The sequence below is a fragment of the Herbaspirillum robiniae genome (assembly GCF_002213415.1).
GTDB lineage: Bacteria > Pseudomonadota > Gammaproteobacteria > Burkholderiales > Burkholderiaceae_D > Herbaspirillum > Herbaspirillum robiniae.
The window spans coordinates 91987-106515 of the sequence record NZ_NJGU01000002.1 but is presented as its reverse complement, the minus strand read 5'-3'; the positions used below and the strand labels follow the sequence as shown (position 1 = coordinate 106515).

Here is a 14529-nt window from a genome sequence, read left to right as displayed (position 1 = left end):
TGCGCCCCCGCCTTGGCGTGGGGCGCGATTACATTAGGTGCGTTCGGCGGCTTCGATGGTGTTCACCAGCAGCATGGTGATGGTCATCGGGCCGACGCCGCCCGGCACCGGGGTGATGTAGCCGGCGACTTCCTTCACGTTGGCGAAGTCGACGTCGCCGCACAGCTTGCCGTTGTCGTCGCGGTTCATGCCGACGTCCAGTACCACGGCGCCGGGTTTGACCATGTCGGCAGTCACGATGTTGCGTTTGCCGGTGGCCACGACCAGGATGTCGGCGTTGCGGGTGTGCGCGCCGAGATCGCGGGTCTTGGAATTACAGATGGTGACGGTTGCGCCCGCTTGCAAGAGCAGCATCGCCTGCGGCTTGCCGACGATGTTGGAGGCGCCCACCACCACGGCATTGGCGCCGCGCACCGGGTAGTTGATCGACTCCAGCATCTTCATCACGCCGTAGGGCGTGCAGGGGCGGAACAGCGGCTGGCCGGTCATCAGCAGGCCGGCGTTGCTGACGTGGAAACCGTCCACGTCCTTTTCGGCGGCGATGGCTTCGATCACCTTGTGGGCGTCGATGTGGGCCGGCAGCGGCAACTGCACCAGGATGCCGTTGATCTTCGGGTCGTGGTTCAGGGCGTCGATGCGGGCCAGCAGTTCGGCCTCGGTCATCGAGGCGTCGTACTTTTCCAGCACCGAGTGCAGGCCGTTGTCTTCGCAGGCCTTGACCTTGTTGCGCACATACACCTGGGAGGCCGGGCTGTCGCCGACCAGGATCACTGCCAGGCCGGGCTGTTTGCCCTGGGCGGTCAGGGCGGCGGCGCGTTTGGCGACATCGGCGCGCAGTTGTTGGGAGAGCAGGTTTCCGTCGATCAGTTGAGCTGGCATGGCAGGTATATATAAGGGCAGGGCGGTGGCAAAAGCACCCGGCGGGGCCGGGCCGAATGGAAAACATCAACAATCAGGGGCGCAACAGGTCATGTTGTGCCGCAACCCGTGATTATAAAGCGAGCGAGGCGCATGGACGATGGCCGCCCGCCGGCGGAAGAACTGTTTCCTTTTAGGCAATTTTCTCGCCAAACATCCACAATGCGGGCATTTTGATGTGCGCACGACGGGAAATTTCAATTTCGGTTATGCTCCCGCAACCAAAGCGCCACCGACCTGATTTGACGAGGATTCCCGCATGACCGATCTGCTGACCCGACGCCTGCAACAGCTTGCCAGCCCGCAACACATCGCGCTGCTCGGCCAGGGGCTGCGCGGCGTGGAACGCGAGACGCTGCGTGTCGACCGCCAGGGCGTGCTGTCGCACAAGCCGCATCCGCCGGCGCTCGGTTCAGCGCTGACCAACGACCTGATCACCACCGATTATTCGGAGTCGCTGCTGGAGTTCATCACTCCGGCCTCGCACGACATCGCCGACGCCCTCAAGCGCCTGGACGACATCCACCGCTTCGCCTATGCCAAGCTGGACGGCGAGATCCTGTGGAATTCCTCGATGCCCTGCGTGCTGCCGCCCGAAGACGAGATCCCCATCGGCTGGTACGGCAGCTCGCACATCGGCATGCTCAAGCACGTCTACCGCCGCGGCCTGGCGCTGCGCTACGGTCGCACCATGCAATGCATCGCCGGTATCCACTACAACTTCTCGCTCAACGAAGGCCTGTGGGATGTGCTGCGCGAATCCGACGACCGCGTCGACGCCTCGGTCTCGCGCCGCGACTACCAGTCCGAGCGCTATATTGCGCTGATCCGCAATTTCCGCCGCTACAGCTGGCTCCTGATGTACCTGTTCGGCGCCTCGCCGGCGGTGGCGACCAATTTCCTGCGAGGCCGCGCGCACCAGCTGGAGACGCTGTCCGACGACACGCTCTACCTGCCCTACGGCACCAGCCTGCGCATGAGCGACCTGGGCTACCAGAACAACGCCCAGGCCAGCATCACGCCTATCTATAACAACCTGCCGGCCTATATCCGCAGTCTGTCGCATGCGGTCAGCCAGCCGTATCCGCCCTACGAGGCGATCGGCACCAAGCGCGACGGCGAATGGGTGCAGATCAATACCAATATCCTGCAGATCGAAAACGAGTTCTACTCTTCGATCCGTCCCAAGCGCGTCATCAATAGCGGCGAGCGCCCGGTGCAGGCGCTGTCGGCGCGCGGCGTGCAGTACGTGGAAGTGCGCTGCATGGACATCGACCCGTTCGACCCGCTGGGCATCAACCTGCAGGCGGCGCGCTTCCTCGACGTGTTCCTGCATTTCCTGGCGCTGGAAGAAAGCTGCCTGACCTCGGACGAAGAGAATGTCGAGAACCGCGCCAACTTCATGGCCACCGTCAAGGAAGGCCGCCGCCCCGGGCTGCAGCTGCAGTTCAAGGGCCAGGCGATCGGCCTGAAGGAGTGGGGCGAGCAGCTGCTGGACCGCATGGCGCCGGTGGCCGAGTTGCTGGACCGCCAGGCGGGGTCCAGCCAGCATCGCGACAGCATGGCCGCCCAGCGCGCCAAGCTGGCCGACGCCGACGCCACGCCTTCGGCGCGCGTGCTGCGCGAAATCCGCGCGGCCGGCAATTCCTTCCCGGGCTGGACCCTGGCCAGCAGCGCGCGCCAGGCCGACGAGCTGATCGCGCATCCGCTGCCGGCGGCCAAGGCGGCCGACTTCGTCGCCATCGCCCAGGCGTCGCTGGACGCCCAGCGCGACATCGAACGCACCCAGGAAGGCGACTTCGACACCTTCGTCGCTGCCTACCGCGCCAGCACGCTGGGCAATATCAGCGTCTGAGGCCGGCCTCGGCCGGATTTCCCCGGGGCCGCGTTCGCGGCCCTGTTTCATTGCTCTTCTATAACGTTCCGCATATAGGCTTTATGAGGCCGGGCGGGCGCGTCGCCTGGCCTGTCTGGCCTCAAAATATTGCTGTTTTATTATGTTTTCTTGCCGTCCGGATGCCTTCGGCGACCCGTTCGCGGCCGCGTCAAAGCGCCTTCGGAAGGCCGATTTGCGGCATTGCAAACAAGGCAAAAACAGCGATTCCTGCGCAGAGACAGTAAAAATACGGTCGCCGGAGAGCCCCTATTCATGCCGCTTTGCAGCAAATTTTCACAATACGAAATCATTTATCGTAATTTGAAAATCAAAAATTCCCTGATAAAATGCGTCGTCCACACGGCAGGAAGACCGTACATTAGTGCTGTTCGTACGGTTTTTTCGCGCATCACGCCGGCGGCTGTTCGTACCGAATGTAATGAATGACCCCGATCGACCCGGGCGCTCCAACAGAGCAGCCGGATCTCTCAACAACCAGGAGACATGACATGTCAGCCCAAATCGACCAAGTCCTGGCGCAGGCCGCCAACGATCCCGATGTGATGGAAACCCAAGAGTGGCTCGACGCCCTCGAAGCCGTGATCGAAAAGGAAGGTCCGGACCGCGCCCACTACCTGATGGAGCGCATGGTCGACCTGGCCCGCCGTCGCGGCGCCCACATCCCGTTCTCGAGCAACACCGCCTACGTCAACACGATCCCCGCCGACCAAGGCGAACACTGCCCGGGCAACCTGGAATATGAAGAGCGCCTGCGCTCCTGGATGCGCTGGAACGCCATGGCCATGGTGGTCAAGGCCAACCGCGTCGACGGCGACCTCGGTGGCCACCTGTCCTCGTTCGCCTCGCTGGCCAACATGCTGGGCATCGGCTTCAACCACTTCTGGCACGCCCCGACCGAAGACCACGGCGGCGACCTGCTGTACATCCAGGGCCACTCCTCGCCAGGCATTTACGCGCGCGCCTTCCTGGAAGGCCGTCTGACCGAAGACCAGCTGATCCATTTCCGTCGCGAAGCCGACGGCAAGGGCCTGTCTTCGTATCCGCACCCGAAGCTGATGCCGGAATTCTGGCAGTTCCCGACCGTCTCGATGGGCCTGGGCCCCTTGATGGCGATCTACCAGGCGCGCTTCCTGAAGTACCTGCACGCCCGCGGCATCGCCAAGACCGAGAACCGCAAGGTCTGGGCCTTCTGCGGCGACGGCGAGATGGACGAGCCGGAATCGATGGGCGCCATCGGCATGGCCGGCCGTGAAAAGCTGAACAACCTGGTCATCGTGGTGAACTGCAACCTGCAGCGCCTGGACGGCCCGGTGCGCGGCAACGGCAAGATCATCCAGGAACTGGAATCCGACTTCCGCGGCGCCGGCTGGAACGTGGTCAAGGTCATCTGGGGCAGCGGCTGGGACGAGCTGCTGGCCAAGGACAAGGACGGCATCCTGCAGAAGGTCATGATGGAAACCGTCGACGGCGAGTACCAGAACTACAAGGCCAAGGACGGCGCCTACGTGCGCAAGCACTTCTTCGGCAAGCATCCGGCGCTGCTGGAGATGGTCAGCAAGATGTCCGACGACGACATCTGGCGCCTGACCCGCGGCGGCCACGACCCGCACAAGATCTACGCCGCCTTCAAGATGGCGCAGGAATCCAAGGACCAGCCGACCGTGATCCTGGCCAAGTCCATCAAGGGCTACGGCTTCGGCAAGGCCGGCGAAGCGCGCAACACCGCGCACAACACCAAGAAGCTGGACGACGAGGCCATCAAGGCCATGCGCGACCGCTTCCAGCTGCCGATCTCGGACGCCGACCTGCCGAACATCCCGTTCTTCAAGCCGTCCGAAGACAGCCCGGAAATGCAATACCTGCACGAGCGCCGCAAGGCCCTGGGCGGCTACCTGCCGCAGCGCCGTCCGCAAGCCGACGAGAAGCTGGCCGTGCCCGAGCTGTCCGCCTTCCAGGCCATGCTGGAGCCGACCGCCGAAGGTCGTGAAATCTCCACCACCGCCGCCTACTCCCGCGTGCTGACCGCGCTGCTGCGCGACCAGAGCCTGGGCCCGCGCGTGGTGCCCATCATGGTCGACGAGTCCCGTACCTTCGGTATGGAAGGCCTGTTCCGCCAGATCGGCATCTTCAGCCAGGTCGGCCAGCTGTACGAACCGGTCGACAAGGACCAGGTGATGTACTACCGCGAAGACAAGGCCGGCCAGATCCTGCAGGAAGGCATCAACGAAGCGGGCGGCATGAGCTCGTGGATCGCTGCGGCGACCTCGTACTCGACCAACAACCGTGTGATGATCCCGTTCTACACCTACTACTCGATGTTCGGTCTGCAGCGTATCGGCGACCTGGCATGGGCGGCAGGCGACATGCGCGCGCGCGGCTTCCTGATCGGCGGCACCGCCGGCCGCACCACGTTGAACGGTGAAGGCCTGCAGCACGAAGACGGTCACAGCCACGTGTTCGCCTCGGCGATCCCGAACTGCATCCCTTACGACCCGACCTTCGCCCACGAAGTCGCCGTGATCATCCATGACGGCCTGCGCCGCATGGTGGCCAACCAGGAAGACGTGTTCTACTACATCACCGTGATGAACGAGAACTACGCGCACCCGGGCATCAAGGCCGGCCAGGAAGAGGGCATCCTGAAGGGCCTGTACCTGCTGAACCCGGCCGGCAAGGAAAACAAGCTGCGCGTGCAGCTGCTGGGTTCGGGCACCATCCTGCGCGAAGTCATCGCCGCCGCAGACCTGCTGCGCGACGACTGGAAGGTCGACGCCGACGTCTGGTCCGCTCCGTCGTTCACCCTGCTGGCCCGCGACGGCCAGGACGTGGAACGCTGGAACATGCTGCACCCGGCCGACACCGCCAAGAAGAGCTACTTCGAGCAATCGCTGGAAGGCACCGACGGTCCGATCGTGGTCTCCACCGACTACATGCGCACCTACGCCGAGCAGGTCCGCGCCTTCGTGCCGAAGGGCCGTTCGTACAAGGTGCTGGGCACCGACGGCTACGGCCGTTCGGATACCCGCGCCAAGCTGCGCGAGTTCTTCGAGGTGAACCGCTACTTCGTGACCGTGGCCGCGCTGAAGTCGCTGGCCGACGAGGGCAAGATCTCGCCTGACGTCGTGGCCAACGCCATCGCCAAGTACGGCATCGATCCGAACAAGCCGAACCCGGTGACCCTGTAAGTCACGCCGACCCGACCATCCCCGCCTCAGCTTCCTGATCGCGGGGATGTGTCGTGTAGAGCGTCAGCCAAATTCAGGGAAGGGCGGCCGCAGCGTCAGTACATGGCTTAATATGCAATGGCCACGCGGCAGTACCTTCCCCTCTGCGAATACCCCTCCCAGCCCCAGGCCAGGGAACAGAACAACGGAGCGCAACAGATGAGTCAAGTCGAAGTAAAAGTCCCCGACATCGGCGATTTCAAGGAAGTCGAAGTCATTGAGGTGATGGTCAAGGTCGGCGACACGATCAAGGTCGACCAGTCGCTGATCACCGTCGAATCCGACAAGGCCAGCATGGAAATCCCGTCGTCGTCGGCGGGTGTGGTCAAGGAAATCAAGGTCAAGGTCGGCGACAAGATCGCCGAAGGTTCGCTGCTGGTGATCGTCGAAGCGGACGGCGCTGCCGCCGCACCTGCACCGGCACAAGCCGCCGCTGCGGCACCCGCGGCACCTGCTGCAGCTCCGGCTGCCGCCGGCGGCACCGTCGAGATCGAAGTGCCCGACATCGGCGACTTCAAGGAAGTCGAAGTCATCGAAGTCATGGTCAAGGTCGGCGACACCGTCAAGGCCGAGCAATCGCTGTTGACCGTCGAGTCCGACAAGGCCAGCATGGAGATTCCGTCCAGCCACGCCGGCGTGATCAAGGAACTCAAGGTCAAGCTGGGCGACAAGGTGGCCAAGGGCAGCATCATCGCCACCATCGAATCGACCGGCGGCGCACCTGCCGCCGCCGCTCCGGCCGCCGCACCTGCGCCTGCCGCTGCAGCGCCTGCACCTGCTGCAGCGCCCGCCGCTGCCCCGGCTGCCGAAGCTGCTCCGGCCATCGCCACCGCCTCGGCCACCAGCACCGGCGGCAAGGCCCACGCTTCGCCGTCCGTGCGCAAGTTCGCGCGCGAACTGGGCGTGGACCTGTCGCGCGTGCCGGCCACCGGCCCCAAGGGCCGCATCCTGCAGATCGACGTGCAGAACTTCGTCAAGGGCGTGATGGCCGGTTCGACCTCGGTCGCCGCCGCCCCGGGCAAGAACGGCTCGGGCGCCGGCATGGACCTGCTGCCGTGGCCGTCGCTGGACTTCTCCAAGTTCGGTACGACCGAGCTGCAGCCGCTGTCGCGCATCAAGAAGATCAGCGGTCCCAACCTGCACCGCAACTGGGTGATGATCCCGCACGTCACGCAATTCGACGAAGCCGACGTCACCGAGCTGGAAGAATTCCGCGTCGCTTCCAACGCCGCTTATGCCAAGGCCAAGTCGCCGGTCAAGCTGACCATGCTGGCGTTCGTGATCAAGGCCAGCGTCTCGGCGCTGAAGAAATTCCCGGCCTTCAATTCCTCGCTGGACGCCAAGGGCGAGAACCTGATCCTCAAGCAGTTCTACAACATCGGCTTCGCCGCCGATACGCCCAACGGCCTGGTGGTTCCGGTCATCAAGAACGCCGACCAGAAGACCATCAGCCAGATCGCCACCGAAATGGGCGAGCTGTCGGCGCAGGCCCGTGACGGCAAGCTGAAGCCGGCCGACATGCAAGGTGCGACCTTCACCATCTCGTCGCTGGGCGGCATCGGCGGCACCGCCTTCACGCCCATCATCAACGCGCCGGAAGTGGCGATCTTGGGCCTGTCCAAGTCGATCACCAAGCCGGTGTGGGACGGCAAGCAATTCGTGCCGCGCCTGATGCTGCCGACTTCGCTGTCCTACGACCACCGCGTGGTCGACGGCGCCATGGGCGCGCGCTTCTCGGCGTATCTCGCCGAGGTGCTGGGCGACCTGCGCAAGTCGCTGCTGTAAGCAGTCACGCAACGGCGATGCGCCGCTTCGGCTGATGCCGGGCGGCGCGGCGAACTACAGAACATAACGGAGTCAAGACAATGAGTCTTAGCGAAGTCAAAGTCCCCGATATCGGCGACTTCAAGGAAGTGGAAGTGATCGAAGTGATGGTCAAGGTCGGCGACACGATCAAGGTCGACCAGTCGCTGATCACCGTCGAATCCGACAAGGCCAGCATGGAAATTCCGTCGTCGTCGGCGGGCGTGGTCAAGGAAATCAAGGTCAAGGTCGGCGACAAGGTCGCCGAGGGTTCGGTACTGCTGATGGTGGAAGCAGCGGGTGAAGCTGCCGCCGCCGAACCTGCGGCTGCGCCCGCGCCGGCAGCAGCGTCGGCTCCCGCCGCTCCCGCCGCTGCTGCACCTGCAGCCCCCGCCAGCGCCCCGGCCGCCGCCAGCTTCGGCGGCAGCGCAGACGTGCAGTGCGACGTCATGGTGCTGGGCGGTGGCCCCGGCGGCTACTCGGCTGCGTTCCGCGCCGCCGACCTCGGCCTGAACACCGTCATCGTCGAGCAGGAAGCCACCCTGGGCGGCGTCTGCCTGAACGTGGGCTGCATCCCGTCCAAGGCGCTGCTGCACGTGGCTGCCGTGATCGACGAGACCGCCGCGATGGCCTCGCACGGCGTCACCTTCGGCAAGCCGGAGATCGACATCGACAAGCTGCGCGGCTACAAGGACAAGGTCATCGGCACCATGACCGGCGGCCTGGCCGGCATGGCCAAGGCGCGCAAGGTGCAGGTGGTGAACGGCAACGGCCAGTTCGCCGGCCCCAACCATATCGAAGTGACCGCCGGCGACGGCAGCAAGAAGGTCGTGCAGTTCAAGCACGCGATCATCGCCGCCGGTTCGTCGGTGGTGAACCTGCCGTTCGTGCCGCAGGATCCGCGCATCGTCGACTCCACCGGCGCGCTGGAACTGCGCCAGGTGCCCAAGCGCATGCTGGTCATCGGCGGCGGCATCATCGGCCTGGAAATGGCCACCGTCTACTCCACGCTGGGCGCGCGCATCGACGTGGTCGAGATGATGGACGGCCTGATGCAGGGCGCCGACCGCGACATGGTCAAGGTCTGGCAGAAGTTCAATGAAAAGCGCTTCGACAACGTCATGGTCAAGACCAAGACCGTTGCCGTGGAAGCGCTGGCCGAAGGCATCAAGGTCACCTTCGAGGCCGCCGAAGCCGGCGCCACCGCACCCGAGCCGCAACTGTACGACCTGGTGCTGGTGGCCGTGGGCCGCAGCCCGAACGGCAAGAAGGTCTCGGCCGACAAGGCCGGCGTGATCGTGGGCGACCGCGGTTTCATCCCGGTCGACAAGCAGATGCGCACCAACGTGCCGCACATCTTCGCCATCGGCGACCTGGTGGGCCAGCCGATGCTGGCGCACAAGGCCGTGCATGAAGGCCACGTCGCCGCCGAGGCGATCGCCGGCGAGAAGAGCTTCTTCGACGCCAGCGTGATTCCGTCGGTGGCCTACACCGATCCGGAAGTGGCATGGGTCGGCATCACCGAAGACGAAGCCAAGGCAAAGGGCATCAAGATCGAGAAGGGCCACTTCCCGTGGGCCGCGTCCGGTCGCGCCGTGGCCAACGGTCGTTCGGAAGGCTTCACCAAGCTGCTGTTCGACGCCGAAACCCACCGCATCATCGGCGGCGGCATCGTCGGCACCCATGCCGGCGACATGATCGGCGAAGTGGCGCTGGCCATCGAGATGGGCGCCGACGCGGTCGACATCGGCAAGACCATCCACCCGCACCCGACGCTGGGCGAATCGCTCGGCATGGCGGCGGAAGTGGCCGAAGGCCATTGCACCGACCTGCCGCCGCAGCGCAAGAAGTAAGCGTTGCGCTGGACGTGAAAAAGCCCGGACTTGTCCGGGCTTTTTTTGCGCCTGCATCTTTGCGCGGTGCGGGCGCCCAGGATGCGCAGCAAACGCCGATCAGCCGTTGAGCATCTTCATGCTGGCCTCGGTATAACGCTCACCCACCGCCGCGCCCACCGGGAACAGCGCATTCAGCTCCTGCAAATGCTGCGGGCTCAGCTTCACGCCGAAGGCGCCGGCGTTTTCTTCCAGGTACTTGCGGCGCTTGGTGCCGGGAATCGGCACGATGTGCGGATCCTGCGCCATCACCCAGGCCAGCGCGAGCTGGCTGGGCGTGCAGCCGTAGCCTTGCGCCAGCTGCCTGACCTTGTCCACCAGCTGCAGGTTCTTGGCGAAATTCTCGCCCTGGAAGCGCGGGTTGGTGCGGCGGAAGTCGTCTTCGGCCAGATCCTCGAACCGGGTGATGGCGCCGGTCAGGAAGCCCCGGCCCAGCGGACTGTAGGCGACGAAGCCGATGCCCAGCTTGCGGCAGGTGGCCAGCGCGTCGCCTTCCGGATCGCGCGTCCACAGCGAGTATTCGCTTTGCAGCGCGGTGACCGGATGCACGCGATGGGCGCGTTCGATGGTGGCCGAGGATGCTTCGGACAGCCCGATGTAGCGGATCTTGCCTTCCTTCACCAGATCGGCCAGCACGCCCATGCTGGCCTCGATGGGCGTGTTGGGATCGATGCGGTGCTGGTAGTAGAGGTCGATCGTTTCCACGCCCAGGCGTTTCAGGCTGCCTTCGATGGCCTGGCGGATATAGGCCGGGCTGCCGTCCACGCCGCGGATAGCCGGATCGTTGGGATCGCGCTTGAAGCCGAACTTGGTGGCAATGAAGAACCTGTCGCGGCGGCCCTTGATGGCGCGGCCGACCAGCTCTTCATTGGTGAACGGGCCGTACATGTCGGCCGTATCCAGCAGGTTGATGCCCAGCTCCAGGGCACGATCGATGGTCGCCAGCGATTCGGCGTCGTCGCGGTTGGCGTAGAAGTCGCTCATGCCCATGCAGCCCAGGCCGATGGCGGAAACCAGCGGGCCGTTGGCGCCCAGGCGGCGGGTGCTGACGGCGGAATCGGGTTGCAGGTGGGCGGTGATCTTTTCAGTCATTTGGCGTCCTTTTTCAGTTGGCGCCGGCGGGCTGCGCGGTTGCTGCTGCATCGGTTCGCGGATCGGACAACGCCGTCTTGCGGCCGCGCTTGCGCGGCGCGGGCGCGGATTGCGCCATGGCTTGCTTCTCCATCTCGCCGTAGAGGGCGATCTTGTGATGCAGCGCGGCCAGGTTGCTTTGCAGCTCTGCCAGCGTTTGTTGTACGGAAAGCGTGTGATCCAGCAGGATCGCCTTCCGTTCCGTGACGCTCTCCATGCTGTTGCCCAGGCGGCGCAGCTCGGCGTAGCGCAGCATGGCCCGCACCGGCAGGCCGGTGGACTTCAGCTTCAGCAGGAAGCCGATCCAGTTCAGGTCTTCCAGCGTGTAGCGCCGGTGGCTGTTGTCGCGCCGTTCGACCGGATCGAGCAGGCCGATCCGTTCGTAGTAGCGCAGCGTATGCACCGACAGGCCGGTGGCCGCGGCAGCCTGGGCAATGGTCATGGAGGTCGTCATGGCAGGCAGTCTAGAAGTTGGAGCGCGCTCGAAGTCAAGCGCCGTGCGTCCATTATCGGCAAGTCGGCGCATGCGTGCTGGCGGCGCGTCGATGTTGTCAAGCTGGCATGCTGCCTTGCGCCTGCCGTACGCGTACGATGCGCGCTGACTGTCTACGCCATGACATCCGCGTTGTCGCCGTGGAGAGTCAGCACGGCAGGGGAATGATGCTGCACACACTGCACCAGGGGACGCAAACCACGCCCCTTCATGAGTGCCCAGACGCTTTTTCGTGGTCAGGGGCTGCCGGCAGGCGGGCGCTGCGGATATACCGAGGTGCCGAAGGTATTGCCCATGCGATTGGCCATGGCCGCACGGTTGAACAGGCCCAGTTGGTTCGAAGGCTGGTTGACGATCTGTTCCGAGTTCAGGCCGCCGGTGCGGGCTGCCTGCAGCGCCGCCTTCGGCTTCAGTTTCTCGGTCAGGCAATCGTAGGAGCGGGAGCGCACGCCGTTGACCTCGACGTCCACACAGGCAGATGCAAGGGCGGATTCCGGGGAGGCCTGGCTGGCGCCTCCGTCTGCGGGGTCGGCGCCGCCTTGCGCGCACGCCGGGTTGATCAGCACGAGCGGCAGCACGATGCCAAGTCCGCTGAACAGGCAAGCAGGCAGGCGGCCGAGCGTATTTGGGATAGCCATAAATGATTTAATCAATATGTACGTTGTTTAGTTATAGTCTGACATCACGATATATCAACTCGATGACATGTATTTCTTGCCAAAGACTTACAAGAATTTGCATATGTCACGAGACAGTCATTTTCCCCGACTAAGATTCCGGCTTCTCAATCGAACAATCCGGGACCAACCCGGAGTCAACAAGGTCGGCTATCCGCAGCTGACTTCAATCCAACGATGAGCCTTGCCCTGCGACCTCCTTTGGCCGGTGGCGCGTTCGCGCTGTCGCTGTACGTCCTGGCATGCCTGCTGGCGGCGGGCAGGGTCGCAGCTGCTGAAAACACAGGGGATGCTCAACTGATGCAGTTCGAAATTCTGCCGCAGAATCTGGAGTCCGCGCTGGCCTTGTTCAGCGAGACCACCGGGTATTCCGTGCTGATCGGCGGAGAGTTGCTCGTCGGGCGTCGCAGCGCCGGCGTCACGGGCAATCTGGCGCCGCGCCAGGCGTTGCAGAATTTGCTTCAGGGCACGGGATTGAGCGCCCGTTTCATCGGCGAAAAGGCCTTCACGCTTTCGGTCGGCGCTGCTTCCGAAGATCCGTCGCCGATGGCCGGCGCCACCGGCGACGAGGCGCGTTCCCGCACGCCTTCCGCCATCAGTCAGGATTTTTCTTTCAAACTGCAGCGCGCCATTACCCGCGCACTGTGCCTCGCACAGCCGGAAGCTTTCGGACGATACCGACTGGGGCTGCAGCTCTGGCTGGAAAGCGCCGGCCGTATCAGCGATGTCCGTCTGTTGCAGTCCAGTGGCGTTCCCGCGCGTGACCGGCAGGTCCTGGCCAGCCTGCGCGGCCTTGAGGTCGGCGCGCCTCCCGCTGGTCAGGCGCAGCCCTTGACCATACTGCTGACGCCGCGTCCAGCGCCGGACGCAGACTGTCTCTATTTCACCGGCGAGGTACGGTGATATGACCGAGACGTTGAAAAATGTCCTGCAGTCCCTGTTCGTCACGCGTTATGAGCAATTCAGGAAGCACTTGCGCTTGCGCCTGGGATCCGACGACCTGGCGGGCGACGCCTTGCATGAAACCTACCTGCGCGTAGAGAAGATGAACCCCGAGGGCGCCATCAAATATCCCTCGGCCTACCTGTTTCGCATCGCCCTCAATGTTGCGGAAGATCAGCGTCGCGGCAATGCGCGCATCCTCGGCGCCGCCGAAATCGACGAGCTCTATGATCTCGCCGACGAGCTGGCCGATCCCGCCCGCACGGTTGACGGCCGCAGCCAGATCAATGCGCTGGAAAATGCGCTGGCCGAGTTGCCGTGGCGCCGTCGTTCCATCGTCATCGCCGCGCGGGTAGAGGAGATGCCGCACGCCGAGATCGCGCGGCGTTTCAACGTTTCGCCGCGCACCGTCGAGAAAGAGCTGCGCGCCGGCCTCGAACATTGCTGTCATCGTCTGGGGCGCGAATTCGTGCAGCGTTATGGCCCGGGCGCCGGCCGATCAGATGCAGGCAAAGCACATGAGCAGGAGCAAGACCATGAGTAACGCCGCCGAACTCTTGCAGCGCGAAGCGCAAGCCTGGGTGGTGCGCCTGGATTCGGGCGGGGCCACGGCCGACGATGCGCGCGCTTTCAGGGCGTGGTGCGCGCAAAGCCGTGAACATGCCAACGCTTTCACGCAGGCACGCGGCGTCTGGCAGCAGATGAGTCCCGCGGCACGCCAACTGATGCAGGGCGACGCGCGCCGTCGTGCAAGCCGCAGGCCGTTGGCGTCGACCGGTCGGCGTGCATTCCTCGGCGGCGCGGTCGCGGCGTCGGTGGCGTACCTGGCGTGGCGCCCGCCACTGGGCTGGTGGCCCTCGGTGGGCGAATTGGCCGCCGACTATCACACCGCCACCGGCGAGCAGCGCACGCTTGCCTTGGCCGACGGCGTCCAATTGCAGCTCAATACCCAGACCCGGGTAAATGTTCCGGCGCCGGGCGCCGGCCGGGAGGCAGCCGTCGAGTTGCTGCAAGGCGAAGCCCAGATTGCCGCCGCCGCGTCGCAGCGCGTCATCGTCCGCGCGGGCGGAGGAGAGGTGGCCGGGCAGGGCGCCTCGTTCAACGTACGCCACACCGACGGCACGGTCTGCGTCACCTGCCTGCGTGGACGAATCACAGTCGCGCGCGCCGGTCGCGATGCCACGCTGGAAAGCGGGCAGCAACTGGTCTACGGTGAGCGCGGCATCAGCGCCGCGCAACCGGTCGACGCCACGGCCGTCATGGCCTGGCGCCGGCGTTTGCTGGTATTTCACCAGGTGCCGCTGGGTGAAGTCGTCGCCGAGGTGAATCGCTATCGGACCGGCAGACTCATCCTGGGCAACGAAGCCCTGGCGCAAACGCGCGTGCAAGCCAGTATTTCCCTCGACCGCCTCGACGACGTGGTGGCCCTGATCCGCGATGTCTACGGCGCCAGCGTGACGCGCCTGCCGGGCGGCATCGTGCTGTTCGGCATGGCTTGAGCGGGACTCGGGCGATGCGTCGTTTATGACATTTTGATGACGAAGTGCAGTCG

At 64.6% G+C, this 14529-nt stretch carries 11 protein-coding genes; 7 read left to right on the top strand and 4 right to left on the bottom strand.

Annotation, left to right across the window (positions count from 1 at the left end):
- Positions 1-33: 33 nt before the first annotated feature.
- A complete protein-coding gene (gene folD, locus CEJ42_RS05485; RefSeq protein ID WP_079215795.1) occupies positions 34-879 on the bottom strand; it encodes a bifunctional methylenetetrahydrofolate dehydrogenase/methenyltetrahydrofolate cyclohydrolase FolD in 846 nt (281 codons plus the stop codon).
- 298 nt (positions 880-1177) lie between these two features.
- On the opposite strand from folD, the gene gshA reads away from it, so the two are divergent.
- From gshA to lpdA, 4 genes are all read left to right on the top strand, one after another.
- A complete protein-coding gene (gene gshA / locus CEJ42_RS05480) occupies positions 1178-2773 on the top strand; it encodes a glutamate--cysteine ligase (protein ID WP_088750290.1) in 1596 nt (531 codons plus the stop codon).
- Between the two features lie 530 nt (positions 2774-3303).
- Positions 3304-6000 carry a pyruvate dehydrogenase (acetyl-transferring), homodimeric type gene (aceE, locus tag CEJ42_RS05475; protein WP_079215793.1) on the top strand — a complete coding sequence of 899 codons (2697 nt, stop codon included), beginning with the start codon at positions 3304-3306 and terminating at the stop codon, positions 5998-6000.
- A 198-nt stretch (positions 6001-6198) separates the two neighbouring features.
- The gene (aceF, locus tag CEJ42_RS05470) at positions 6199-7824 is read left to right on the top strand and encodes a dihydrolipoyllysine-residue acetyltransferase (RefSeq protein ID WP_088750289.1); all 1626 of its coding nucleotides are present in this window, start codon (positions 6199-6201) and stop codon (positions 7822-7824) included.
- Between the two features lie 80 nt (positions 7825-7904).
- Complete coding sequence (gene lpdA, locus CEJ42_RS05465) at positions 7905-9695, top strand: dihydrolipoyl dehydrogenase (RefSeq protein ID WP_088750288.1); 1791 nt, start codon at positions 7905-7907, stop codon at positions 9693-9695.
- A gap of 99 nt (positions 9696-9794) precedes the next feature.
- Here lpdA and CEJ42_RS05460 read toward each other — a convergent pair whose 3' ends face one another.
- From CEJ42_RS05460 to CEJ42_RS05450, 3 genes are all read right to left on the bottom strand, one after another.
- Complete coding sequence (locus CEJ42_RS05460; RefSeq protein ID WP_088750287.1) at positions 9795-10826, bottom strand: aldo/keto reductase; 1032 nt, start codon at positions 10824-10826, stop codon at positions 9795-9797.
- Between the two features lie 13 nt (positions 10827-10839).
- Positions 10840-11319 carry a MerR family transcriptional regulator gene (locus CEJ42_RS05455; protein WP_088750286.1) on the bottom strand — a complete coding sequence of 160 codons (480 nt, stop codon included), beginning with the start codon at positions 11317-11319 and terminating at the stop codon, positions 10840-10842.
- 275 nt (positions 11320-11594) lie between these two features.
- The gene (locus CEJ42_RS05450) at positions 11595-11996 is read right to left on the bottom strand and encodes a hypothetical protein (protein WP_129587677.1); all 402 of its coding nucleotides are present in this window, start codon (positions 11994-11996) and stop codon (positions 11595-11597) included.
- 216 nt (positions 11997-12212) lie between these two features.
- Between CEJ42_RS05450 and CEJ42_RS05445 the strand changes: the two genes are divergently transcribed.
- Genes CEJ42_RS05445 through CEJ42_RS05435 form a run of 3 tightly spaced genes read left to right on the top strand, consistent with a single transcriptional unit; the run spans position 12213 to position 14476 of the window.
- Positions 12213-12938 carry a secretin and TonB N-terminal domain-containing protein gene (locus CEJ42_RS05445; RefSeq protein ID WP_129587676.1) on the top strand — a complete coding sequence of 242 codons (726 nt, stop codon included), beginning with the start codon at positions 12213-12215 and terminating at the stop codon, positions 12936-12938.
- A gap of 1 nt (position 12939) precedes the next feature.
- The gene (locus tag CEJ42_RS05440) at positions 12940-13521 is read left to right on the top strand and encodes an RNA polymerase sigma factor (RefSeq protein ID WP_088750283.1); all 582 of its coding nucleotides are present in this window, start codon (positions 12940-12942) and stop codon (positions 13519-13521) included.
- Positions 13514-14476, top strand: coding sequence for a FecR family protein (locus CEJ42_RS05435; RefSeq protein ID WP_243397791.1), 963 nt, complete (start codon positions 13514-13516; stop codon positions 14474-14476). Before CEJ42_RS05440 ends, CEJ42_RS05435 begins: the two co-directional genes overlap by 8 nt.
- Positions 14477-14529 lie beyond the last annotated feature (53 nt).

What these genes read in the sequence shown, in the direction of transcription:
- lpdA (WP_088750288.1), top strand. Translation starts at nt 7,905, where the DNA reads ATGAGTCTTAGCGAAGTCAAAGTCCCCGATATCGGCGACTTCAAGGAA.
- CEJ42_RS05440 (WP_088750283.1), top strand. Translation starts at nt 12,940, where the DNA reads ATGACCGAGACGTTGAAAAATGTCCTGCAGTCCCTGTTCGTCACGCGT.
- CEJ42_RS05460 (WP_088750287.1), bottom strand. Translation starts at nt 10,826, where the DNA reads ATGACTGAAAAGATCACCGCCCACCTGCAACCCGATTCCGCCGTCAGC.
- aceE (WP_079215793.1), top strand. Translation starts at nt 3,304, where the DNA reads ATGTCAGCCCAAATCGACCAAGTCCTGGCGCAGGCCGCCAACGATCCC.
- gshA (WP_088750290.1), top strand. Translation starts at nt 1,178, where the DNA reads ATGACCGATCTGCTGACCCGACGCCTGCAACAGCTTGCCAGCCCGCAA.
- aceF (WP_088750289.1), top strand. Translation starts at nt 6,199, where the DNA reads ATGAGTCAAGTCGAAGTAAAAGTCCCCGACATCGGCGATTTCAAGGAA.
- CEJ42_RS05450 (WP_129587677.1), bottom strand. Translation starts at nt 11,996, where the DNA reads ATGGCTATCCCAAATACGCTCGGCCGCCTGCCTGCTTGCCTGTTCAGC.
- CEJ42_RS05445 (WP_129587676.1), top strand. Translation starts at nt 12,213, where the DNA reads ATGAGCCTTGCCCTGCGACCTCCTTTGGCCGGTGGCGCGTTCGCGCTG.
- folD (WP_079215795.1), bottom strand. Translation starts at nt 879, where the DNA reads ATGCCAGCTCAACTGATCGACGGAAACCTGCTCTCCCAACAACTGCGC.
- CEJ42_RS05455 (WP_088750286.1), bottom strand. Translation starts at nt 11,319, where the DNA reads ATGACGACCTCCATGACCATTGCCCAGGCTGCCGCGGCCACCGGCCTG.
- CEJ42_RS05435 (WP_243397791.1), top strand. Translation starts at nt 13,514, where the DNA reads ATGAGTAACGCCGCCGAACTCTTGCAGCGCGAAGCGCAAGCCTGGGTG.